This window comes from Amycolatopsis camponoti, from assembly GCF_902497555.1.
Classification (GTDB): domain Bacteria; phylum Actinomycetota; class Actinomycetes; order Mycobacteriales; family Pseudonocardiaceae; genus Amycolatopsis; species Amycolatopsis camponoti.
The window spans coordinates 2,614,212-2,635,674 of the sequence record NZ_CABVGP010000001.1; the positions used below are offsets into that span (position 1 = coordinate 2,614,212).

Consider the following 21,463-nt stretch of genomic DNA (forward strand, 5'->3'; position numbering starts at 1 on the left):
GCGCAGCTCGCGCGGACGAGCCACCCGTGGGCACCCTAGGAAGTGCTGCAGCTGACGCTGGGCCAGTTCCAGTTCCCGTTGTGCTGGATGGTGACGCCCCAGTTGTTGCCGTTCCCGTTGGGCGTCGCGACGAGGACCTGGCTGCTGGGCCACGTCGCGTTGATGTTCCAGGTGGCGCTGATCCGCGCGGGGCTCGGCACGGTCATCGTGACCGTCCACGAACTGGCGCCGCTGACCGAGACGTTCAGGTTGTACCGGTCGCTCCAGGACTGCCCGGCCGACAGCGAAGCGGTGCAGCTGCCCCCGCCCGGGGTGGTCGGGGTGGTGGTCGGAGTCGTCGGTGTCGTCGTCGGATTCGTCGGTGTGGTGGTGGGTGTCGTGGTCGTCCCGCCGCCGGAGTTGAGGACGTTCAGCACCGAGTTGTAGGCGGCTTTCTTGTTCCCGTTGCCGTCGAACAGGAGCGGGCTTTCGCCGGAGCGCCAGGAGTCGCTGTCCCGCACGCCCCACACGGTGATGCCGACGCAGCGCGCGACGTTCACGCACGCCTGGGTCAGCGCCGCGTACTGCGAGGTCGACGCGTTCGTGACGTCGACCTCCGTGAGCGCCACGTCGACGCCGAGGGCCGCGAAACTCGAGATCGTGGTCTGCAGGTTGCTCGGCACCGAGCTGCCGCCGGTGAAGTGGGCCTGCAGGCCGACGCAGTCGATCGGCACGCCGCGGGACTTGAAGTCCCGCACCATGTTGTACACGCCCTGGGTCTTGCCGTAGTTCCAGTTGTCGATGTTGTAGTCGTTGTAGCAGAGCTTGGTCGACGGGTCGGCCGCGCGCGCGGTCTTGAACGCGACCTCGATCCAGTCGTTGCCGGTGCTCTGCAGGTTCGACGAGCGGCGGCTGCCGTCTTCGTTGAAGGCTTCGTTGACGACGTCCCAGTAGGCGAGCTTGCCTTGGTAGTGGGCCATCACCTTCTGGATGTGGTTGATCATCGCGTTGCGCAGCGAGCTGCCGCCCATGCTCTGCATCCAGCCCGGTTGCTGGGCGTGCCAGGCGAGGGTGTGGCCGCGGACCTTGGCGCCGTGGCCGACCGCCCAGTTGTAGATCTGGTCGCCGGAGGAGAAGTTGAACTGGTTCTGGTTGGGCTCGGTCGCGTCGGGCTTCATCTCGTTCTCGGGCGTGACCATGTTGAACTCACGCGCGGCGATCGTGGTGTAGGCCGAGTTGCCGAGCTTGCTCGCGGCGATCGCGGTGCCGAAGTAGCGGCCGGACTGGGCGGCGGCCGCCCCCAGGGTGCTGGCCGCCGCGTCGGCGCCGGGGGCTGTCACCAGGACAGCGGCGGTCGCGGCGACGGTGGCCACTCCGGCCAGTGCCCGGGTGGCGGGTGACCGCCACCATCTGCGCGGGCCCGGCGAACTTCCTGCCATCGGTGGTCTCCTTACCGGCATGCGCGCCCAGGAACTGCCCACCGCGGGTCGCCGGTGACCTGGACGAGTCGACGTAGTTACTTACCGCCAGCAGAAGAACACGGTGGATCGCCGGCCCGCAAAGAGTTTCGATCGACTTTCGGTCCCCGGACCGGGGCAGGTGCTCAGGCGAACGAACCGGGAAGTGCCGCGCTTACCGGCGTCGCGCGTCGTCCAGGCGCCGGGCCTGGGCGGCCTGCTCGAACGGCGTGTCGCCCGCCGGGTGACGATCGCCCAGTCCGGCGAACAACGCCGCCACCTTCACCGAGTCGTGGTGGGAGGCGAATTCGGCGAGCGCGGGGTCCGTGGCCGCCAGCACCTGCCGGAACCGGAGCTCCGCGAGCGGGCCGAGGCGGTCGTAGATCTGCAGGAAGACCTTCTGGGCCCGGTCGCGTGCCCAGTCGGCGGGCAGCAGTTCGGCGGGCAGGTCGGGGTCGGACTCCGGGAACCGGCGCCAGTCGACGCGCAGCTCGGTGCGCGTGCGGAAGGCCTGCGCCGGGCTGATCAGGCCGGCGTCCAGGCCGGTGAGCACCTGCTCGTACTGCTCGACGAACTGCTCGTACTCCCGGGCGAGGGGCTCGAGGTCGAACGCCGCGACCGCCGCGGCCGGCCCCGGGGCCTCGGTGGCGCGGAAGACCGTCGCGCTGCGGAGACCGAGCTCGTCCAGTGCGGTCAGCGCCGGTCCGGTCAGGTCGTGCGGGCTGACCCACACCCCGTCGTAGAGCGCGGCGAACCGCAGGACCCGCAGCCGTGACCGCAGCGCGGTGCGCAGGCCGCGGTCCTGTTCCGGCACCGAGAAGGTGACCACGGTCCACTGCCCGTCCCAGTCGGGTGCGGTCGTGCCGAAGGTCAGCATCCGGTGCGTGCGCTCGATGATGACCTCGGACGTGCGGGCCGGGATGCCGTACGCCGTCGTCCGCCCGCTGCGGGACACGGTGAGCAGGCCGCGGGCGGCGAGCCGGCGGATCGCCGCCCGCGCGCTCGCCGGGCTGATGTCGAACTCGCCGAGCAGCTCCACCAGCGCGGCCGACGGGATGTGCTCGTCGCGCCAGTACCAGAAGTCGCCGAGCAGGGAAGTCAGGAGCAGCTGCGGTTCGGCTCCCTGCTGAGCGCGGGGCAGCGGGCCGGTCGTCATCGCGCGCCTGCCTCTTCCGGGGTTCGGCTCGGCGGTCGGCCGGAGCTGCCCACCGCGGGTGTCCATGGTGGCAGTGCGCTCCGCCCGGTCGCATCGAGGGGTTGAATCACGCGACACATCATGCGACGATCGGCGCCCAGATAGCAACCAATTGATTCTTCAGGTTCCCTCGCCGCCCGGCCAGGACGGCCTTCCCCAGGAAGAAAACGACATGGGTTCCTCTCTTCGTCAATGGCGTCGAAGCTCGCTCGCCGTGGTCGCCGCCGGGCTCGTCCTGGCCGGCTGCACGGTCGACGACGGTGCGGCCCCGGCGCCCACGGCCGCCGCGCTGACCACCGACCAGGCGCTGCACGACCAGCTGCCGCAGGCGGTCAAGGACTCGGGCGTCCTCCGGTTCGCCGGGGACTCCCACCCGCCGTACCGGACCGTCGGCCCGGACGGCAAGACGGTCACCGGCATCGACCACGACTTCCAGGAAGCGCTCGGCCAGCTCCTGGGCGTGCGCACGGAAACCACCATCGTCAGCGGGCTCCCGGCCGCGCTGCAGGGCATGCTGAGCGGCCGTTACGAAGCCTTCAACGGACCCGTCAAGGCCACCGCCGAACGCGAGAAGCAGTTCGACACCGTCACGTGGATGACCACCCGCACCTCCTACGTGATCCCCGAGGGCTCCGCCGCGGGCGTCAAGCAGGCCGCCGACCTGTGCGGCAAGCGCGTCGCGGTGGTCACGGCCAGCGTCGTGGAGGACCAGCTCGCCAAGCTGTCCGCCTTCTGCGAACGCTCGCGGAAGGCGGCGGTGCAGGTGGTCGGGCTCGACGACACGAACGCCACCCTGCTGGCCGCGAAGTCCGGCCGCGCCGAGGCCTCCGGGATGACCCAGGCGGCCGCGATCGACGTGACCACCCAGCAGAAGGGGCAGTACCAGTACGTGACCCAGACCGAGGAGCAGGGCGCCACGAAGGACAACCTCGCGCTCTACACGCCGAAGTCCGGCAAGCTGGGCCCGGTGCTGCAGAAGGCCTTCGAGGAGCTGTTCCGCAACGGTACCTACCCGCGGATCATGCAGCACTGGGGCCTCGAGGACGTGACGGTCCCGCAGCCGCTGTTCGACGTGGCCTCCGCGAAATGACCGCGGTGTCCACTGTGGAAAAGACGTCGGCGGCCGGTGACGACGTCGCCGCCGCCCGCGGCCGCTTCCGCCCGCTGCGCTGGCTGTTCGTGCTCGTGCTGGCCGTGGTGCTGGCCCAGCTGGTCGTCTTCCTGGTCGGCAACCCCCGGTTCCAGTGGGACGTCGTCGCGAAGTACCTCTTCGAAAAGAGCGTCCTGGCCGGCCTCGGCACCACGGTGCTGCTCGCGGTCGCCGCGATGGTGCTCGGTTCGCTGGCCGGCGGGGTGGTCGCGGCGATGCAGCTGAGCGGGTTCGGGCCCGCCCGGTGGGTGGCGACCCTGTGGGTGGGCCTGTTCCGCGGCATCCCGCCGCTGGTGCAGCTGATCTTCTGGTTCAACCTCGCCTACCTGCTGCCCCGGCTCTCGCTCGGCATCCCGTTCGGCCCGGTCTTCGGCAGCTGGGACGCCAACAGCGTCATCACGCCGCTGACGGCCGCGGTGATCGGCCTGTCGCTGGTCGAATCGGCGTACCTGGCGGAGATCTTCCGCGCCGGGGTGACGTCGGTCGACCCCGGACAGCGCGACGCGGCCCGCGCGATGGGCTACCCGCCGGGCCAGACGCTGCTGCGGATCGTGCTGCCGCAGGCGATGCGCGTGATCATCCCGCCCGCGGGCAGCCAGTTCATCAACGTGCTCAAGGGCACCGCGCTGGTGTCGGTCATCGCGATGTCGGACCTGCTGCACTCGGTGCAGGTCATCTACAACCGCACCTACGAGATCGTGCCGATGCTGCTGGTCGCCTGCTTCTGGTACCTGGTCGTGGTCACCGTCCTGACGGCCGGGCAACGCCGGCTGGAACGCCGGTTCTCCCGCGGGCACCGGAGTGCGCGATGAGCGCGCCGGTGCTGCGGATCGGCGACGTCCGCAAGCGGTTCGGCACGGTGACCGCGCTCGACGGCGTCAGCCTCGACGTCCACGAGGGAGAGGCGGTCGTGGTGGTCGGGCCGTCGGGCTCCGGCAAGTCGACGCTCGTGCGCTGCGCCCACCAGCTGGAGCCCATCGACGGCGGCGCGATGTACCTCGACGGCGAGCTGCTGGGCCACCGGCGCTCCCCGGCCGGCCTGCGTCCGCTGACCGAGCGGCGGATCGCCGCCCAGCGCCGCCGGATGAGCATGGTCTTCCAGCAGTTCAACCTGTTCCCGCAGTTCACGGTGCTGCGCAACGTGACCGACGCGGCGGTCCGCGTCCACGGGCGTGACCGGTCCACTGTGGAGCGGGAGGCCCGGGAACTGCTGGAGCGCATCGGCCTGGCCGGGCGCGAGGACCACTACCCGCGCCAGCTCTCGGGCGGGCAGCAGCAGCGGGTCGCCATCGCCCGGGCCGTCCTGGTCCGGCCGCGGATCATGCTGTTCGACGAGCCGACCAGCGCCCTCGACCCGGAGCTGGTCGACGAAGTCCTGGCCGTGCTCCGGAGCCTCGCCGCGGCGGGGACCACGATGGTCGTGGTCACCCACGAGATGGCCTTCGCGCGCGAGGTGGCCGACCGGTGCGTGTTCATGGAAGCGGGCCGGATCGTCGAGGAGGGTCCGCCCGGCGAGTTCTTCGCCCGGCCGCGCACCGACCGGCTGCGTGCCTTCCTGTCCCGTCATCTGTCCGAAAAGGAGGGTGTTTCGTGATCACTGTCGGCGCCGTCGGCGACCTCATCCTGGACGAGCCGGACCCGGAGTCCTTCCTCGCCCCGGCCGCGCCGGTGCTGCGCGGGATGGACCTGGCGATCGGGCACGTCGAGGTGCCGCACTCGACCACTGCGGTCCAGCAGAGCACCGACGTCCCGGCGCCGCCCGCGGATCCCGCGGCGCTGAAAGCGGTGGCCGAGGCCGGTTTCGAGGTGGTCACCCTGGCGGGCAACCACGTCCTCGACGCCGGTGCCGGGGGGCTGGCCGACACGATCGCCTACTCCCGCGCGGCGGGCATGGTGACCGCGGGCGCCGGGACGAACCTGGCCGAAGCCCGGCGCCCGGCGATCGTGGAACGCGGCGGGCTGCGCATCGGCGTGCTGTCCTACAACTGCGTCGGCCCGCGTGACTCGTGGGCGACCTCGCGCAAGCCCGGCTGCGCGTACGTCCACGTCCTCACGCACTACGAACTGGACCACGCCAGCCCGGGCGGACCGCCGAAGATCTACACCTTCGCCGACCCGGACAGCCTGGAGGCGATGGCCGAGGACGTGCGCCGCCTGCGGGCCGAGGCCGACGTCGTGCTCGTGGCGCTGCACAAGGGCGTCGGGCACACGCCGGTCACCGTCGCGATGTACGAAAGCCCGGTCGCCCGCGCGGCGGTCGACGCCGGTGCCGACGCCGTGTTCTCCCACCACCCGCACATCATGCGCGGCATCGAGGTCCACAGAGGACGGCCGATCTTCCACGGCCTCGGCAACTTCGCCACCGTCACCCACGCCCTGACGCCGGGAGCCGGGGCCGGCGCGGACGAGCTGCGCGCGTGGGCCGAGCGGCGGACGAAGCTCTACGGCTTCGCTCCCGACCCGGACATGCCGTTCTTCCCGTTCCACCCGGAAAGCCGCAACACGGTCATCGCCTTCTGCCGCTTCGACGAGAGCGGGATCCGCGAAGCCGGTTTCGTCCCGTGCTGGATCGACGACCGCGGCCGTCCCGTGCCGGTCGGGGGCACGCCGCAGGGCGAGGCCGTGGCGAAGTACGTCGAGGACATCACCCGCGGCGCCCGGCTGAACGGCCGGTTCACCACCCGCGGCACCGAAGTGCTCGTCGCTCTCTCCGAAGGGGTTTCCGCATGACCGACCAGCCACTGGCCGGCCGCACCGTCGTCGACCTGACCACCGCGCTCGCCGGACCGTACGCGACGCTGCTGCTCGCCGGGCTCGGCGCCACGGTGATCAAGGTCGAAAACCCGGCCACGGGCGGGGATTCCTCCCGCAACAACGCGCCCTACGTCGGTCGCGACGGGCTCAACCTGGCGCGGCGGTACGACGACGACCTGTCGGTGTCGATGCTGCTGCGCGGCCGCAACAAGCTCAGCGTCACGCTCGACCTGAAGAACCCCCGGTCCCGCGCGGTGTTCACCGACCTCGTCCGCGACGCCGACATCCTGGTCGAGAACTACAGCCCGGGCGTCACCGACCGGCTCGGCATCTCCTACGAGCGGGTCCGGGAGATCAACCCCCGGCTCGTCTACACCTCGATCAGCGGGTTCGGCGCGCAGGGCGGCCCGGGCTCCGGCAAGGCGATGGACTCGATCATCCAGGCGCTGAGCGGCGTCATGATGACCGCCGGCGAGCCCGACGAGGGCCCGGTCCGCTTCGGCCTGCCGATCGGCGACCTGCTGGCGCCGCTGTTCGCGGTGGTCGGCACCGTTTCCGCGCTGCTGCAAGCCGAACACACCGGCGAGGGCCAGCACGTCGACGTGTCGATGCTCGGCGCGCTGACCTCGCTGGTCGCGTGCGAGCCGTTCGACGCCTTCGAGGCGGTCGGCCTGCCGCAGCGCACCGGGTCGATGGTGCCGCGGCTGGCGCCGTTCGGCATCCTGCCCGCTCTGGACGGCTACCTCGCCCTCTGCGCGCCGACGGACGCGTTCGCCCACGGGGTGCTCCGCGCGATCGGGCGGCCGGACCTGGCCGACGACGACCGCTACCGGACGCGGGACCAGCGCGTCCGCGCCGCCGACGAGTTGCACGAGCTCATCCGCGAGTGGTGCCGGGTGCGGCCGCTGGCCGAGATCCTCGCCGCGTTCACCGCCGAAGGCGTGCCCGCGGCCGAGGTGCGCGAGCCGCGGGAAGCGGTCCGGGATCCGCTGGTCCTGGCCCGCGAGGAGGTCGTGCCGCTGACGCACCCGCGGCACGGCGCGGTGGCCGACCTGGCGGGTACCGGGGTGCCGATCCGGTTCTCCGGCGCCCGCGTCGCCCTCGACCGGCCCGCACCCGGGCTGGGCGAGCACAACGAGCACGTCTACCGCGAGCTGCTCGGCTACACCGAACAGCAGGTCGCGGATCTGGTCGCGGAGGCCGTGATTTGAGCGCCGTGGGGTACGTCGGCGCGGACGTCCCGGTCGAGCTGATCACCGCGGCCGGGCTGCTCCCGCTGCGGCTGACCGGAAAGCCCGGCCAGGACCGTGCGCCCGGCGACCGGTACCTGGGCCGGGGCGTGGACCCGGTGGCCCGGTCGATCCTGACGCGGATCCTCGCCGAGGACTACGGTCCGCTCGAAGCCATCGTGGTGTCCCGCGACTGCGAAGCCTCGCTGCGGTTGTTCTACGCCTTGCGCGAGCTGCACCGGGTCGAGCCGGAGCGGCGGTTGCCGCCGGTGCGCCTGGTGGACGTCCTGCACCTGCCGCACCACACGACCACCCGGTACGTCCACGCGAAGATCGCGCAGCTGCGCGAGTGGCTGGGGCAGTGGCGGCCGATCGGCGACGACGACCTCGCCGCGGCCATCACCGCCCACGACACCCTCAGGCGGTCGCTCGGGCAGGCCGCCGCCTTGCGCCGCGCGAACCGGCTGAGCGGCAGCCGCTTCCTCGCACTCGTCGCCGCGACCACCGCGGTGCCGGTCACGGAGGCCATCGCGCTCGTCGATCGGGTGCTCGCCGACCCGCGCGAGACCGAAGGGGTGCGGCTGTTCCTCACCGGGAGCTCGCACGACTCCCCGGAGGTGTACGAAACGCTGGAGCGCACCGGTTTCCTCGTCGTGGGGGAGGACCACGACTGGGGGGAGCTGCTGTTCGCCCGCACCTGCGCGGCGCCCACGGAACTCGCGCTCGCCGAGCGCTACCAGCACAGCGGCCCCGCCGCCCCCCGCGCGTCCATCCGGCAGCGCGCCGCGCACACGGCCGCGGCCGCTCGCGCTTGCGGTGCCGAGGTCTTGTTCTCCTACGCGCGCGTCCACGACGACGCGCCGCCGTGGGACTTCCCGGAGCAGCGGGCCGCGACCGGGCTGCGCGCGGTCCTGGCCGAGCGGCAGCCCTACGGCGAGCTGACTCCCGAGGCGCTGGCGGCCCTGGTCCCGGCGGGAGCGGCGGCATGACCGCCCGGCTGGCGTCGGCGACCACCGCGACCGCCTACCAGCGCGAGTGGTTCGCCCGGGTCCGCGCCGCCGATGGCCCCGTGGCGCTGGTCAACGCGGACGCGCCCCAGGAGATCTTCCGCGCCATGGACATCCCGTACGTGGTCAACCAGTGGTGGGCCTCGATCGTCGCGGCGAAACGCCAGACCCAGCGCTACCTCGGACTGCTGCGCGAACGCGGTTACCCCGACTACGTCGAGCAGTACAGCGCGACGTCGCTCGCGTCGGCGTTCGAGGACGATCCCGGCCAGGCGCCGTGGGGTGGGCTGCCGAAGCCGTCGATCGTGCTGGGGGAGACCACCGGCGACGCGTCCCGGAAGATCTTCGACGTCTGGGACGCCCAGCCCGGCGTCACCTACTACCCGCTCGAGAGCGCGGCGGAGAACGAGGTCCCGGAGCGGTGGTGGGAGCTGATGCCGCACCGCTGGGAGGAGGCGATCGGCAGCGACCGCCTCGACCTGCTGACCGGCGAGCTGACCGGGCTGATCCGGTTCCTGGAGCAGACGACCGGCCGGGTGTTCTCCGAGACCCGGTTCCGGGAGGTCCTGGACCTGGTCAACGAGCAGCAGGAGTGGAACCGCCGCACCCGTGACCTCATCGCCGCCGCCCGGCCGTGCCCGATCGCCGTCACCGACGGCATCCCGAGCGTCATGGTGCCCCAGTGGCATCGCGGGACCGAATGGGCGCGCGACGCCGCGCGCGCGTTCCACGACGAGGTGCGCGAGCGGATCGACACGGGCGTCGCGGTGTGCCCGGACGAGCGGCTGCGGCTGATGTGGATCGGCCGCGGGCTGTGGTTCGACCTCGAGTTCTACCAGCGGTTCCAGCGGTCGCACGGCGCGGTCTTCGTGTGGTCGATGTACCTGGCCATCGCGGCCGACGGCTACCTGCGCTACGGCGACGACCCGCTGCGCGCCCTCGCCGCCCGCTTCGCCGCCTTCGGCGACCAGCTCTACACACCGCCGTGGTCGGCGGAGTGGTACGTGAAGGAGGCCCGGCACCACGGGGTGGACGGGGTGGTGCACCTGGTCTCCGACGACGCCCGCGGCAGCTATTTCACCACCCGGGCCCTGCGCGCGGCGGGCGTCCCGGTGCTCGAACTGCACGCGGACAACGTCGACGCCCGCACGGGCGGCGACCTCGACGCACGCATGACCGCTTGGCTCGACGCATTGCTTTGACCATCAGGAAAGGACCCCTGTGAGACTCCCTCTTCGCCGACGAAGCCGAAGAACGATCCTCGCGGCCGCCGCCGCCGTCGGCCTGGCGGCCGGCGGGTGCACGGTGGGAGCCGGCTCGCCGCCGCTGGCGACCGGGACGAACCTCGCCGTGGTGCAGTCCTTGCACGACGCGCTGCCGCAGGCGATCAAGGACGCCGGGGTGATCCGGTTCGCCGGCGACTCCCACCCGCCCTACCGCACGGTCGCCCCGGACGGGTCGGTCACCGGGATCGACGCCGACTTCCAGGCCGCGATCGGCCAGGTGCTCGGGGTGCGGACGCGGACCACCGTCGTCGCCGGGCTCCCGGCCGCGCTCCAGGGCATGCTGGGCAACCGGTACGACGCGTTCAACGGCCCGGTCAAGGCCACCGCCGAGCGCGAGAAGCAGTTCGACACGATCACCTGGATGACCACCCGCACCGCCTACGTGTTCCCGACCGGCTCGACGGCCGGGATCGCCCGGGTCGAAGACCTCTGCGGCAAGCGCGTCGCCGTGGTGACCGCCAGCGTCGTGGAAGACCAGCTGAACAAGCTGTCCCGGTTCTGCACGGAAAGCAAGCGCCCGGCCACGCGGACGGTCGGGCTCGACGACACCGACGCCACGCTGCTGGCCACCCGCTCGGGCCGCGCGGACGCCGCCGGCATGACCGAGGCCGCCGCGATCGACGTCACGCAGCGGCAAGGGGGGAACAAGTACGTCACCCAGACCGAAGCGCAGGGAGCGACCAAGGACGACCTGGCGTTGTACGTCCCCAAGTCCTCGAAGCTGGGGCCGGTCCTGCAGAAGGTGTTCGAAGAGCTTTTCCAGGACGGTACCTACGTCGGAATCATGTCCCGCTGGGGACTCAACCAGGTCTCGGTCCCGAAGCCGGTCCTCAACGCGGCCTCGCAGGGATGAAGGAGCTGCTCATGCGCACCAAGGTGCTGTCCCACCTGGCCGTGCTCACGGTCCTGGCGGCCGGTCTCCCCGCGACCGCGCACGCGGCGGAAGCCGGGAAACCTTGCCCCGCACCGGTTTCGGCCGCGCGGTGCCTCGACGGGCAGCTGGCCGACGGCACGCCGTACACCTTCGCCAGACCGGGCCGCTGGAACGGCGCCGTGCTGGTGGACCTCGACTTCGCCGCGGGCGGCCTGGCGAGCGCACTCACCGCGAGCCTGCTGGAGCGCGGTTACGCCGTGGGCGGCACCACGCGCACGGTCACCGGCTGGAACATCGCGCGAGCCATCGACAACCAGGCGGAAGCGCTTCGCCGGTTCGAAACCGCGTTCGGCCCGGCCCGGTACGCGATCGCCGAAGGCCGCTCGATGGGCGGCATGGTCGCCGCCGGCGCCGCGCAGGTGCACCCGGACCGCTTCGACGCGGCTGTCCCGATGTGCGGCGGCCTCGGCGGCTCGGTCGGGCAGTGGAACCAGAAGCTCGACACCGTCTTCACGCTCAAGACCCTGCTGTTCCGCGACACCGCCCTGCCGGTCACCGGCATCCCCGCCGACGTCCCCGGCACCCAGCAGCGGTGGCTGTCGGCGGTGACGTCGGCGCAGGGCACCGCGGCGGGCCGGGCACGCATCGCGCTCGCGGCGGCGATCGGCCAGCTGCCGGGCTGGGGCTTGGCCGCCGACGGCACGACGACCCCGGTTCCGGACGGCCGTGACGCCGACGGCGTCGAGCAGGGGATGTACCTGGCGCTCGCCGGTGGTCCGCTGCCCTACCTCGGGCAGGCGGTCAGCAGCCGCCGGGCGATCGAGCAGGTGACGGGCGGGAACCCGTCGTGGAACACCGGCGTCGACTACGCACGCCAGCTCGCGACGGCGACGCCGGACCAGCGGAACGCCGTGCGCCGGCTGTACGAGCGGGCGGGGCTCGACCTGCGCGCGGACCTGGGACGGCTCGCGGCCGAACCCCGCGTGTCCGCCGATCCCGCGGCCGTCCACCACCTGGAACGGGGCATCGTGTTCACCGGCGACCTGCGGATCCCGGTGCTCACGGTCAACGGGACCGGCGACCAGATCTCGACCGTCGCCCAGCAGCAGTCCTACGGCGCACTGGCCGGCCGGGCGGGCACCGCGTCCCTGCTCCGGCAGACCTACGTCCGGACCGCCGGCCACTGCACCTACACCACCGGCGAGCAGCAGGCGGCGATCGACCGGATGCTGGCGCGGCTGCGGACCGGGCACTGGCCGGACACCGCGCCCGCGACGATGAACCGCCTGGCGATGGCCGCGGACGGCGGGCAGGGACGCTATCTGCCCTACACGCCGCCGCGGTTCAACCGCGCCTATCCCGCGGCCGGCCGGGGGTAGTCACCGTGGCGTCGTGGCGGAGTAAACGCGGGGGGAACGGGTAGCCCTCGGTTCGACTTCGGCGAAAGGCAGGCCCCGGTGACGATCGACGACCCGCAGGACCCCGCGACGCCCACCCGGACGAAGGCCCGCTGCGTGCTGGTGCCCGGAGACGGCCCGGAGAGCCCCGGCCGGACCCGCGCGTGGACGCGGTGGACCCTCCGGCAGGTCAGCCCGGACCTCCCCGAAGACCGGGTCACCGACGTGCTGCTGGTGGTCGACGAACTGATGTCGAACGCCGTGCTCCACGGCGGGGGTTGCCGCCACGTCGTGCTCGCCGTGGAGACGGACCGGGTGGTGGTGAAGGTCGCCGACCACAGTCCGGCGCTCGCGTACGTTCCGGCTCCCGACGTCCGCAGCGTGAGCGGGATGCGGATGGTCGGCGACGGGGCGAGCACCTGGGGCCAGGCCGTCGACGACGCGGGCAAGACGGTGTGGGCCGTGGTCCGGCTCGGCTGACGCGGTGCCCGCCCGGCCGGTCAGCGGGCGGGCCGCACGAGGTCGTCGACGAACTTCAGCTTGGCGTGGACCCGGGGGGCGAGGACGAACGGGTAGAGGTCGTCCTTGCCCATGCTGCGGTTGAGCTGGTTGAGGGCGCGCGACAACGGCGTCCACGTCGCCAGCAGGACGTCGAGGTCGTCGCCGTGCTCGTCGGGGATGGCGTCGACCGGTGTGCTCCGGTGGGGCTCGATGGGGTCGCCGGCCACGAGCACGCCCACCGCCGCGGCGGTCTGCACGGTGTCGCGGATGTGCAGCAGGTGGGCGAACGTCTCGGCCCAGTCCTCCCACGGGTGCGCCGCGGCGTAGTGGCTGACGTGGCTCTCCGCCCACGCGGTGCCGGGCGTCGTCGCGTAGTGGTCGCTCAGGGCCTGCTGGTAGTCGGCTCGTTCGTCGCCGAACAGCCGGCGGAACTCCGGCAGCGCGGGCCCGTCGGCGACGAGACGGTCCCAGTACCAGTGCCCGACCTCGTGCCGGAAGTGGCCGAGCAGCGTGCGGTAGGGCTCGTCGAGGCGGGCGCGGACGGCTTCACGGTGGCTGTCGTCGCCCTCGGCGAGGTCGATCGTGATGACGCCGCCGGCGTGCCCGGTGGTCACCGGGCGGTCGCGGCTGGACAGCAGGTCGAATGCGAGGCCGTGCCGGGGATCGGCCGTGCGGTCGGTCACCGGCAGGCGGAGGTCGTCGAGCTGGTAAACGAGCCGGCGCTTGGCGGCTTCCGCCCGGCGGAACGCGTCGAGGGCGCGGTCGTCGCCGTCGTCGGGCCGCGTTCTCGTCAAGGCGCAGCAGCCGCACAGCATGCCCTCGGCCGCGGTCCAGTTGCACCCGGCGAGCTCGGCATTGGCGCACCCGTGCGAGTCCTCGGCCTCGACCATCGCGCGGGCCGGACGGTCGTAGCGGACGGCGGTGCCGCAGACCACGCACCGGGAGTTCTCGAAGAACAGCAGGTTGGCACATTCCGGGCAGGTGAACGTGCGCATCAGCGGTCCAGTTCCTGGTGTCGCTCGGTGAGGGTGTGGGCCAGCCGGCTCAGTTTGACGTTGAGCTCCTGGGAGGTGCGACGCAGGATGTCGAAGGCTTCGTCGGCGCTCACCCCACGGCGGTTCATCAGGATCCCCTTGGCCTGGCCGATCACGTCCCGGCTGTCGATGGCGCGCCGCAACTGCTCTTCGCGCAGTGCGGCCGCCGTGTGCGCGGCGGTCCCGGCCAGCGCGACCGAGGCGTGGGCCGAGAGGACCAGCGCGTGGTCGACCGCTCCGTCGCCGAAAGCTCCGCGTCGCCGGCTGTAGAGGTTGATGGCGCCCGGTTCCCGCTCGGAGTCGCGCTCGGTGAGCAGCGTGGTCGCCAGGAGCGAACCGAAGCCGAGGTCGGCGGCCCGCGGACCGAACTCCGGGAACTCCGCCGAGCGGGCCAGGTCGTCGGTCAGCGCGTGGCCGGGACCGCGGTGTTCCGCCGCCGCCACGCAGGGACCTTCGCCGGTCAGGTACTGGATCCGATCCAGCTCCTCCGCGGTCTCGTCGGTGCTCACCGCGGTGTGGAAGCCGCCGTCGGGGGAGCGGAGGGTGATGCTGGCCAGATCCGCCTCCGGCACGATGCGCAACGCCGCGACGACCACCTGGCGCATCGCCTCGTGCAGGGTTTCGGCCTCCAGCAGCGTGCCGGCCAAAGCGCCGAAGTGGTGAGCCAGCGGCCCGTCTTCCGGGAGGGGACAACGGTCCCAGCCGTCACCGGCCGGATCGGCGCGGAACCGGGCACGATCCGCTTCCCAGCCGACGTCGGTCTGCTTGTCGACATCGCTCATGTCGGAATCCTTCTCCGTGGTGGCTCGTGGGCCGGGTACCGGATCGACACCGGTGGTGCCGGTCGCCACCGACGTGATCAAGCTCTCGGAGGCCCCGAGGCCGGGCGGTGGCGCCGGCTGCTGGCTCAACCGGCGCCACCCTTCGTCTCACAAGGAGACAAGCGCGTGTACCCACTGGGGCCGGTTTCACGCGTGCGTGATCTTGCCGCCGTGTTTCGTCAAGAGCCGCGAGGTGCCGCCGAGGATCCGGCGTCGAGCGCGGCCAGCACGGCGTCGCCGTTCGTCCTGGCCCACTCGGTCAGGACGTGGATCGGGTCGATCAGGGTCTTGCCCAGCGGGGTCAGTTCGTACTCGACGCGGGGCGGCACCTCGGCGTAGGCGCGGCGGTGGACGAGCCCGTGTGCCTCGAGCCGCCGGAGCGTCTGGGTGAGCATCTTGCGGGAGATGCCGCCGATCAGCTCCACCAGGTCGCCGTGGCGCACCGGGCCCTCGCTGAGGCCGGCGAGCACGACCACCGTCCACTTGTCGGCGATCAGCTCGACCGCGAGGCGCCCGGGGCAGTCGGCGAGGAAGAAGTCCCGGGGGCGGAAACCGCTCATGGCGCCGAAAGGTACCCGGGGGTTCCCATCGGGACCATAGCTTGGGGTCGCAGCTCACCCGAAAAAGGAGTCAGGAGACCATGAAGGTCATCACCCAGCAGTCGTTCGGTGGTCCCGAGGTCCTCACCGTCGTGGACGCCCCCGAGCCCCGGCCCCGGCCGACCGAAGTCGTCGTGCGGGTCAAGGCGATCGGGCTGAACCCGCTGGAGGCGCGGCTGCGCGCCGGCGAGTTCCCGTTGCTCGGCCGGCCGCCGTTCGTCCTCGGCTGGGACATCAGCGGAGTGGTCGAGGCGTCGCCGCAGACGTGGCGGTTCCGGCCCGGCGACGAGGTGTTCGGGATGCCCCTGTTCCCGCGCGCGGCCGACGGGTACGCCGAACTGGTGGCGGCGCCGGCTCTGCACCTGACGCGCAAGCCGGCTTCGCTGTCCCACGCCGAGGCGTCGGCGTTGCCGATCGCCGGCTTGACGGCGTGGCAGGGCCTGGTCGACCTCGCCGGGGTGGCCGAGGGCGATCGCGTTCTGGTGCACGGGGGCGGGGGCGGGGTCGGCCACGTCGCCGTCCAGATCGCGAAAGCACTCGGCGCGTACGTGATCGCGACGGCGAGCGGCGACAAGGCCGGCTTCGTCGAGGAGCTCGGTGCCGACGAAGTCGTCGACTACACGGCGGTCGACTTCACCGGCGCGGTTCGCGACGTCGACGTGGTTCTGGACACGATCGGCGGCGAGACGGCCGAACGGTCGCTCGGCGTGCTCCGCCCCGGCGGTCACCTGGTGACGGCGGTCGCGGAGGAGAACGCGGACCTCGCCGCCCGGTGCGAGGCGGCCGGCAGCCGCTTCAGCGGCATCGCGGTCGACCCCGATCCGGTCGCTCTGCGAGGCCTCGCCGATCTCGTCGACCGGGGCCGTCTCCGGGGCCACGTCCAGGAGACTTTCCCGTTCGAGCGCATCGCCGACGCGCACCGGCTGCTCGACCGCGGGCACCTGCGGGGCAAGCTCGTCCTCACGATGCCCGGCTGAGGCCCGGCCGTTTTTCCGCTCGATGTCCCTCGGGGGAGCTACCCGCGCTGTCCGCGGAGCGGGGATTCGCGACCCCGTCGACGTTCTCTAGTCTTTCGCGGCATACGCCGGAACTGCGGTGCGACGACGTCGCGTCGAGGAGGGAACGCGCTCATGGCGAGCTCGGGCTGGACCGCTGCCGACATCCCGGATCAGCGAGGGCGGATCGCGGTCGTCACCGGCGCGAATTCCGGGGTCGGCTTCGAGACCGCGAGGATGCTCGCCGAACGGGGCGCGCGGGTGGTCCTGGCGTGCCGGGACACGGGCAAGGCCGCCGCGGCGTGCGACGCGATCCGGGCGACCGCACCGGATGCCGACCTCCGGACCGTCCGGATGGACCTCGCGGACGCGGCGTCGGTCCGCACGGCGGCGGCGGTCCTCGACGAGGAGTTCGACCACATCGACCTGGTGATCAACAACGCCGGAGCCGCGTTCGGGAAACTGTCCCTCGTGGACGGCGTGGACCGGACGTTCGTCACCAACCAGCTGGGGCCGTTCGCCTTCACCGGGCTGCTGCTGCACCGCGTGACGGCCGCACCGGCCGGACGGATCGTCACGGTGACCAGCGGCGGCCACGAGATGGGCCGGCTGCTCCTCGACGACCTCGGCTTCGCGAAGAGCCGGTACCGCCGTTGGCGCGCCTACACGCAGACGAAGCTGGCCAACGTCCTGTTCGCGGCGGAGCTCCAGCGACGGCTGGCGGCAGCCGGGACGCCGGCGATTTCGGTGGCCGCCCACCCTGGAGCGGCGGCCACCGAATTCGGCCGCAACAGCGGTGGTGCGATGCGGGTGGCTTCGGCGCCGCCGGTCCGGTGGCTGCTGGCGCCGCTGGTCAACACGGCGGCCGAAGGCGCTTTGCCCACACTGCGGGCGGCCGTCGATCCGCAGGTTCGCGGAGGTGACTTGTACGGCCCGGCCGGGCCACACGGCATCAAAGGCCGCCCGGAACGCGTCGAGGCAGCCGCGGTCGCGCGCGACGAGGGTGCGGGGGCGATGTTGTGGGAGCGGTGCGAGCAGCTCACCGGGGTGCGTTACCCGCTGCCGTGACGAGACGTGCGCCGCGGAACGGCGCGGGTGCCGCGATTCGCAGCGCCCGCGCCGTCCGAGGAAGGGCTCAGGGGAGCTGGGCCACCTCCGTGTCCGTCAACGCCTTGCCGGCCACGGCGACCTCGTCGACCGCGCCGGGCCAGAAGTCGACGTTGCGGCCGTCGTACTTGGCTCGGCCGACCGTGAACGCGCCGGTGCTGACCAGCGCCGGTCCGGCCGGGGCCGTCGCCACCTTCACCCCGTCCACGTAGAGCCGGATCTCGTTGCCCGCCCGCACACCCGTGAGCTGGTACCAGCGGCCGGTCTCCGGCACGACCTCGTACCGGGCCCGGTTGCCGCCGGGTGTGCTGAACGCGAACGCGCCCTGCCCGTACTGCAGGTAGAACGGGCTTTCCCGCTCCCGGCCGTCCTGGCTCACCGCGGTCGCGTAGTTGCCGGGCAGCGCGTCGAGCCGCACCCTCGCGGACACGGTGTAGTCAGCGGTCGTGTCGACGACCGGGCCGTAGGTGTCGGCGGAGCCGCCCGAGAACTGCAGTGCGCCGTCCTTGAAGGCCGCCCCGGTGGGGGTGAGCGTCAGCGGGTTGTTGCCACCGCTCGAGTCCCTCGCGGTCGTGCCCCGGCGCTCGTCGAGGTTCCACGAGCCCTTCCCCGCGTAGGGGTACGGCTTGCCCGCGTCGGCACCGGCTTCGATCACGCGCCGGTTGATCTCGCGGACGGGACCCGGGTCGACCTTGATGCGCTTGCGGTCGTAGGTCCAGAGCCCGTTGAGCTCGCCTTCCAGGTCGGTGACCTGCGTGTAGACCGACGCCGACAGCTCGGCCCGCGCCTGCCCGAGGTAGAACGTGCGGGTGTTGTCGACGTACTTCGCCGTCAGCGCCGCCTTGTCCTCGACACCGCTGTAGATCGCGATCGGCGCACCCGGCCACTGGTGGCCCGGCGTGCGCAGCGTGAAGCCGCCGTGCTCACCGTCCATCGCGACACGCTTGCCGTCCGAACGCGCCGGATCGGTGTTGTTGTAGTCGTGGTGGTCGATGACGTCGCCCGCGCCCGAGTCACCCTTGGAGGCGCAGCAGTTCACCCCGCTGTGGGCGTTGACGATCCGGCTCGGGTCGGTGGCCTTGACCTGGTCGGTGATCCGGCCGGTGGCGGTCTTGTCCCACTCGCCCCAGCCTTCGTTGAACACGATCCAGGCGTAGACGGACGGGTAGTTCTGCAGCTGGTGCATCTCTTCCAGGCCCTGCCTGAGCCACGCCTGCTGCGCCGCGGGGTTGTTGCCGTCCTCGACGGACACGAAGTCCTGCCACACCAGCAGCCCGAGCTGGTCCGCGTGGTAGTACCAGCGAGCGGGCTCGACCTTGATGTGCTTGCGGACGGCGTTGAACCCGAGGTCCTTCTGCGCCTTCAGGTCGAAGACGAGGGCTTCGTCGCTCGGCGCGGTGTTCAGGCCGTCCGGGTAGAAGCCCTGGTCCAGCTGCATCAGGGAGAAGTACGGCTTGCCGTTGAGCGTCAGCTTGGGGACACCGTTGACGTTCGTGATGCCGGTGGACCGCATGCCGAAGTAACTCTTGACCCGGTCGCCGCCCAGCTTGACCTCCAGCTGGTACAGGTACGGGTCGTCCGGCGTCCACAGGTGCGGGTTCGGCACCGGCAGCTTCAGGTTCGCGTTCGCCGGTCCGGTGACCGTGGCGACCTGCCGGCCGCGCGCGTCCTTGGCGACCGCCGTGACGGTGGCGTTGCCGGCGGACTTGACGTTCAGCGCCAGCGAGTTCGTGGTGAGGTCGGGCGTCGTCTTGATCTCGTCGATGCCCTTGTCCGCCACGGGTTCCAGCCACACCGTCTGCCAGATGCCCGACGACGGCGTGTAGAAGATGCCGCCGGGATCGGCGGACTGCTTGCCCTTGGGCTGGTACGGGCCGGTCGTGTCGGTGACGGCGACGACGATCTCCTGCTCGTCGCCGCGCTTGAGCGCGTCGGTGATGTCGGCGCTGAACGCCGTGTACCCGCCGGTGTGCTCGGCGACGAGCTTGCCGTTCACCCAGACCGTGGCCTGGTAGTCGACCGCGCCGAAGTTGAGCTTGAGGCGCTGCCCGCCGCCGATCTTCCAGTCGCGCGGGACGGTGACCGTGCGGCGGTAGAACATGTGGTCCTCGTGCCGTTCGAGCCCGGAAAGCTGCGACTCGATCGGGTAAGGCACGATCACCTTCTCGGGCAGCCGCTTGCCGAACGCCGGCTGCTGGCCTTCCTTGGCGGCCGAGAACTCCCACGGGCCGTTCAGGTTGACCCATTTGTCGCGCTCGAGCTGCGGGCGCGGGTATTCCGGCAACGGGTGGCGCGGGTCGGCGTCCTCGCCCCACGGCGTCCGGAGGCGTTCCGTCGACGCGTTCGCGACGATGCGGCCGGTCTTGCCGACCTTCGCGCCGTCCACCGCGAGCGCACCCGCGCCGTCGTAGTAGAGCGTGACCCGCTGGCCCTTCAGCACCCTCTCGGCCAGCCGGATCGTCACCCGGTCGCGGTTCGTCGTGATGAGCGAGACCGGCATCGGCGTCGCGTCGACCGCGATCCGCAGGTGGTCGGCGAGGTCGCCGGTGCCCGAGACGCGGCCGTCGAAGCCGGCCGTGAGCGTGCGACCGTCCTTCGACACCTCCGCCGAGCGCGGCACGCCGGTGTAGCCGGCCGGCGGCGTGAACGCCGACAGCGGCACGATCTGCTTCGCGATGGCCGCGCTCGACCAGCGCAGGAACATGTTCGCGCCGCCGGTGTCCTGGAACATCTCCAGCTTGAAGTCGTACTGCCGGCCGGCGGTCAGCGTGACCGGTGCGCTGGTCTGCTCCCGGTCCCAGTCGCCGACCCAGTGGTCGATCACCGGCGCGCCGTCGACGAACAGCCGGAACCCGTTGTCGCCGATGGCGTAGAACGTGTAGTCGCCGGTCTGCGGCACGGCGAGCTGCCCGCTCCACCGGGCGGTCGTGTTCTCCGTCTGCCCGGCGACCAGCCCGAAGACCGAGGTCAGGTCCGGGTGGTCGACCTCCCCGTCGAGCGCGGTGCCGGCCAGGTTCGCGAAGTCGTGCGCGCCCGGCGCCGACATCGTGAAGTACTCGGCTTTCAGGCCGTGCAGGGGCTCGGCGGCACCGGCGGGCGGCGTTCCCGACGCCACGCCCAGCGCCACCAGGAGGGCGAGGAGGACGGAAGCGGCTCTTCTCATCGGCGAGATCCCCTTCGTTTTTACAACGTTGTAAAACGCTCTTCGGGCGATCCAATCAGATAAATCGGACTCCTGGCCACCGCCGAATGGCGGTATCTCCAGGTCTGAACGCCGAACACCGAGAGCTACGCTACTGCCGGTGATCGCCGTGGGGTCGTGAGTGTGAAACAGGGTTAGAACACTGTTTCTCACTCACGACCGTCGAGGGCCTCGGGAGCCGGGGCGTGGTTGCCGAACGGTGCGCTGCTCGCTGCGGGCGCACCCCGAAGACGTGGCCGGGATCAGAAGTCCAGGTCGAACTTCGTGACGTACCAGGCTTCCTCGACCTTCTGCAGGCCGAAGGTGATGTTCGTCTGGCCGGGCTTCACGCCGGTGGAGTGGGACAGGACGATGTCGTCGAGCTTCTTCCCCTCGACCGAGATCTTCTCGGCGGCGATCTTCGCCGAGTCGCCGGTGGCGGCCGGACCCGCGACCTCGACCTTGGGCGGGTTCGCCGCGTTGTCCGGGGTGAACGCGGTGTGCAAGCCGTCGAGGACCTTGCGCATCGCCTTCATGGTCTTGTCCTGGCCGGCGCAGGCTTCGGGGGTGAACGTCTTCGGCGGCGCTTGGCCGGTGTCGGCCATGACGGAGCACGCCTGGACGAAGTCGCCGGAGACGACCGCGCCGACCCACCGGGCCAGTGCCTGTTCCGCGGTCGAAGCCTTGGCCGTCGCGTCGGCGGCCGCACTCGTGGTGCCGGGCGCCGGTGACGCGGAAGAAGTGGGGATGCTCTGCGGCGCGGGGGCATTCGACGATTTCGCCGAGCAGGCCACGGTCAGGGCGGCGGCCATTATTGTGACACCGATAGCCGGAATAGTCACATTTCGGGGGGTTTGCATTGCCATGCCGGAGATCATGCTGACGATGCGGTGCGCT

At 71.6% G+C, this 21,463-nt stretch carries 19 protein-coding genes; 12 read left to right on the forward strand and 7 right to left on the reverse strand.

Annotated elements, in window-relative coordinates; all coding sequences use genetic code 11:
• Nucleotides 1-35 precede the first annotated feature (35 nt).
• Nucleotides 36-1,418 carry a glycoside hydrolase family 10 protein gene (locus AA23TX_RS12485; protein ID WP_155542691.1) on the reverse strand — a complete coding sequence of 461 codons (1,383 nt, stop codon included), beginning with the start codon at nucleotides 1,416-1,418 and terminating at the stop codon, nucleotides 36-38.
• A 193-nt stretch (nucleotides 1,419-1,611) separates the two neighbouring features.
• Entirely contained in the window at nucleotides 1,612-2,658 is a 1,047-nt protein-coding gene (locus AA23TX_RS12490; RefSeq protein WP_439328755.1) for a PaaX family transcriptional regulator, read from the reverse strand.
• 145 nt (nucleotides 2,659-2,803) lie between these two features.
• Between AA23TX_RS12490 and AA23TX_RS12495 the strand changes: the two genes are divergently transcribed.
• The 10 genes from AA23TX_RS12495 to AA23TX_RS12540 all read left to right on the forward strand — a co-directional run bounded on the left by AA23TX_RS12495 (nucleotide 2,804) and on the right by AA23TX_RS12540 (nucleotide 12,808).
• Nucleotides 2,804-3,721 carry a transporter substrate-binding domain-containing protein gene (locus AA23TX_RS12495; RefSeq protein WP_155542692.1) on the forward strand — a complete coding sequence of 306 codons (918 nt, stop codon included), beginning with the start codon at nucleotides 2,804-2,806 and terminating at the stop codon, nucleotides 3,719-3,721.
• Nucleotides 3,718-4,593 (forward strand): amino acid ABC transporter permease, encoded by an 876-nt coding sequence (locus AA23TX_RS12500; RefSeq protein ID WP_155542693.1) that lies wholly within the window; start codon nucleotides 3,718-3,720, stop codon nucleotides 4,591-4,593. Before AA23TX_RS12495 ends, AA23TX_RS12500 begins: the two co-directional genes overlap by 4 nt.
• Nucleotides 4,590-5,375 (forward strand): amino acid ABC transporter ATP-binding protein, encoded by a 786-nt coding sequence (locus AA23TX_RS12505; protein WP_155542694.1) that lies wholly within the window; start codon nucleotides 4,590-4,592, stop codon nucleotides 5,373-5,375. The genes AA23TX_RS12500 and AA23TX_RS12505 overlap by 4 nt, the downstream gene beginning before the upstream one ends.
• Nucleotides 5,372-6,511: a CapA family protein gene (locus tag AA23TX_RS12510; protein ID WP_155542695.1), complete on the forward strand. Its 1,140-nt coding sequence runs from the start codon at nucleotides 5,372-5,374 to the stop codon at nucleotides 6,509-6,511. Before AA23TX_RS12505 ends, AA23TX_RS12510 begins: the two co-directional genes overlap by 4 nt.
• Complete coding sequence (locus AA23TX_RS12515) at nucleotides 6,508-7,746, forward strand: CaiB/BaiF CoA transferase family protein (RefSeq protein WP_155542696.1); 1,239 nt, start codon at nucleotides 6,508-6,510, stop codon at nucleotides 7,744-7,746. The genes AA23TX_RS12510 and AA23TX_RS12515 overlap by 4 nt, the downstream gene beginning before the upstream one ends.
• Before the next feature lie 5 nt (nucleotides 7,747-7,751).
• Entirely contained in the window at nucleotides 7,752-8,753 is a 1,002-nt protein-coding gene (locus AA23TX_RS12520) for a 2-hydroxyacyl-CoA dehydratase family protein (protein WP_230862618.1), read from the forward strand.
• Nucleotides 8,750-9,973 carry a 2-hydroxyacyl-CoA dehydratase family protein gene (locus AA23TX_RS12525; protein ID WP_155542698.1) on the forward strand — a complete coding sequence of 408 codons (1,224 nt, stop codon included), beginning with the start codon at nucleotides 8,750-8,752 and terminating at the stop codon, nucleotides 9,971-9,973. The genes AA23TX_RS12520 and AA23TX_RS12525 overlap by 4 nt, the downstream gene beginning before the upstream one ends.
• A 19-nt stretch (nucleotides 9,974-9,992) precedes the next feature.
• A complete protein-coding gene (locus AA23TX_RS12530) occupies nucleotides 9,993-10,910 on the forward strand; it encodes a transporter substrate-binding domain-containing protein (RefSeq protein WP_230862451.1) in 918 nt (305 codons plus the stop codon).
• 11 nt (nucleotides 10,911-10,921) lie between these two features.
• Complete coding sequence (locus AA23TX_RS12535) at nucleotides 10,922-12,310, forward strand: homoserine O-acetyltransferase family protein (RefSeq protein ID WP_155542699.1); 1,389 nt, start codon at nucleotides 10,922-10,924, stop codon at nucleotides 12,308-12,310.
• A 78-nt stretch (nucleotides 12,311-12,388) separates the two neighbouring features.
• Complete coding sequence (locus AA23TX_RS12540) at nucleotides 12,389-12,808, forward strand: ATP-binding protein (RefSeq protein WP_155542700.1); 420 nt, start codon at nucleotides 12,389-12,391, stop codon at nucleotides 12,806-12,808.
• A 20-nt stretch (nucleotides 12,809-12,828) separates the two neighbouring features.
• Here AA23TX_RS12540 and AA23TX_RS12545 read toward each other — a convergent pair whose 3' ends face one another.
• The 3 genes from AA23TX_RS12545 to AA23TX_RS12555 all read right to left on the reverse strand — a co-directional run bounded on the left by AA23TX_RS12545 (nucleotide 12,829) and on the right by AA23TX_RS12555 (nucleotide 15,244).
• On the reverse strand, nucleotides 12,829-13,824 hold the full coding sequence (locus AA23TX_RS12545) for a zinc-binding metallopeptidase family protein (protein WP_155542701.1): 996 nt from the start codon (nucleotides 13,822-13,824) through the stop codon (nucleotides 12,829-12,831).
• On the reverse strand, nucleotides 13,824-14,645 hold the full coding sequence (locus AA23TX_RS12550) for a GAF and ANTAR domain-containing protein (protein ID WP_155542702.1): 822 nt from the start codon (nucleotides 14,643-14,645) through the stop codon (nucleotides 13,824-13,826). The genes AA23TX_RS12545 and AA23TX_RS12550 overlap by 1 nt, the downstream gene beginning before the upstream one ends.
• Before the next feature lie 218 nt (nucleotides 14,646-14,863).
• On the reverse strand, nucleotides 14,864-15,244 hold the full coding sequence (locus AA23TX_RS12555) for a winged helix-turn-helix transcriptional regulator (protein ID WP_155542703.1): 381 nt from the start codon (nucleotides 15,242-15,244) through the stop codon (nucleotides 14,864-14,866).
• An 80-nt stretch (nucleotides 15,245-15,324) separates the two neighbouring features.
• Between AA23TX_RS12555 and AA23TX_RS12560 the strand changes: the two genes are divergently transcribed.
• Both AA23TX_RS12560 and AA23TX_RS12565 read left to right on the forward strand, forming a co-directional pair.
• Complete coding sequence (locus AA23TX_RS12560) at nucleotides 15,325-16,260, forward strand: NADP-dependent oxidoreductase (protein ID WP_155542704.1); 936 nt, start codon at nucleotides 15,325-15,327, stop codon at nucleotides 16,258-16,260.
• Nucleotides 16,261-16,413: 153 nt separating this feature from the next.
• Complete coding sequence (locus tag AA23TX_RS12565; protein WP_155542705.1) at nucleotides 16,414-17,346, forward strand: oxidoreductase; 933 nt, start codon at nucleotides 16,414-16,416, stop codon at nucleotides 17,344-17,346.
• A 67-nt stretch (nucleotides 17,347-17,413) separates the two neighbouring features.
• Here the strand turns inward: AA23TX_RS12565 and AA23TX_RS12570 are convergent, their stop codons facing one another.
• Both AA23TX_RS12570 and AA23TX_RS12575 read right to left on the reverse strand, forming a co-directional pair.
• Nucleotides 17,414-20,548: a LamG-like jellyroll fold domain-containing protein gene (locus tag AA23TX_RS12570; RefSeq protein WP_155542706.1), complete on the reverse strand. Its 3,135-nt coding sequence runs from the start codon at nucleotides 20,546-20,548 to the stop codon at nucleotides 17,414-17,416.
• A gap of 281 nt (nucleotides 20,549-20,829) precedes the next feature.
• Nucleotides 20,830-21,378, reverse strand: a complete 549-nt coding sequence (locus tag AA23TX_RS12575; RefSeq protein ID WP_155542707.1) for a hypothetical protein — start codon at nucleotides 21,376-21,378, stop codon at nucleotides 20,830-20,832.
• Nucleotides 21,379-21,463: the final 85 nt, after the last annotated feature.

Coding starts and splice junctions, on each gene's coding strand:
- AA23TX_RS12485 (WP_155542691.1), bottom strand. CDS start 1,418: ATGGCAGGAAGTTCGCCGGGCCCGCGCAGATGGTGGCGGTCACCCGCC.
- AA23TX_RS12490 (WP_439328755.1), bottom strand. CDS start 2,658: ATGGACACCCGCGGTGGGCAGCTCCGGCCGACCGCCGAGCCGAACCCC.
- AA23TX_RS12495 (WP_155542692.1), top strand. CDS start 2,804: ATGGGTTCCTCTCTTCGTCAATGGCGTCGAAGCTCGCTCGCCGTGGTC.
- AA23TX_RS12500 (WP_155542693.1), top strand. CDS start 3,718: ATGACCGCGGTGTCCACTGTGGAAAAGACGTCGGCGGCCGGTGACGAC.
- AA23TX_RS12505 (WP_155542694.1), top strand. CDS start 4,590: ATGAGCGCGCCGGTGCTGCGGATCGGCGACGTCCGCAAGCGGTTCGGC.
- AA23TX_RS12515 (WP_155542696.1), top strand. CDS start 6,508: ATGACCGACCAGCCACTGGCCGGCCGCACCGTCGTCGACCTGACCACC.
- AA23TX_RS12525 (WP_155542698.1), top strand. CDS start 8,750: ATGACCGCCCGGCTGGCGTCGGCGACCACCGCGACCGCCTACCAGCGC.
- AA23TX_RS12535 (WP_155542699.1), top strand. CDS start 10,922: ATGCGCACCAAGGTGCTGTCCCACCTGGCCGTGCTCACGGTCCTGGCG.
- AA23TX_RS12545 (WP_155542701.1), bottom strand. CDS start 13,824: ATGCGCACGTTCACCTGCCCGGAATGTGCCAACCTGCTGTTCTTCGAG.
- AA23TX_RS12550 (WP_155542702.1), bottom strand. CDS start 14,645: ATGAGCGATGTCGACAAGCAGACCGACGTCGGCTGGGAAGCGGATCGT.
- AA23TX_RS12555 (WP_155542703.1), bottom strand. CDS start 15,244: ATGAGCGGTTTCCGCCCCCGGGACTTCTTCCTCGCCGACTGCCCCGGG.
- AA23TX_RS12560 (WP_155542704.1), top strand. CDS start 15,325: ATGAAGGTCATCACCCAGCAGTCGTTCGGTGGTCCCGAGGTCCTCACC.
- AA23TX_RS12565 (WP_155542705.1), top strand. CDS start 16,414: ATGGCGAGCTCGGGCTGGACCGCTGCCGACATCCCGGATCAGCGAGGG.
- AA23TX_RS12570 (WP_155542706.1), bottom strand. CDS start 20,548: ATGAGAAGAGCCGCTTCCGTCCTCCTCGCCCTCCTGGTGGCGCTGGGC.
- AA23TX_RS12575 (WP_155542707.1), bottom strand. CDS start 21,378: ATGGCCGCCGCCCTGACCGTGGCCTGCTCGGCGAAATCGTCGAATGCC.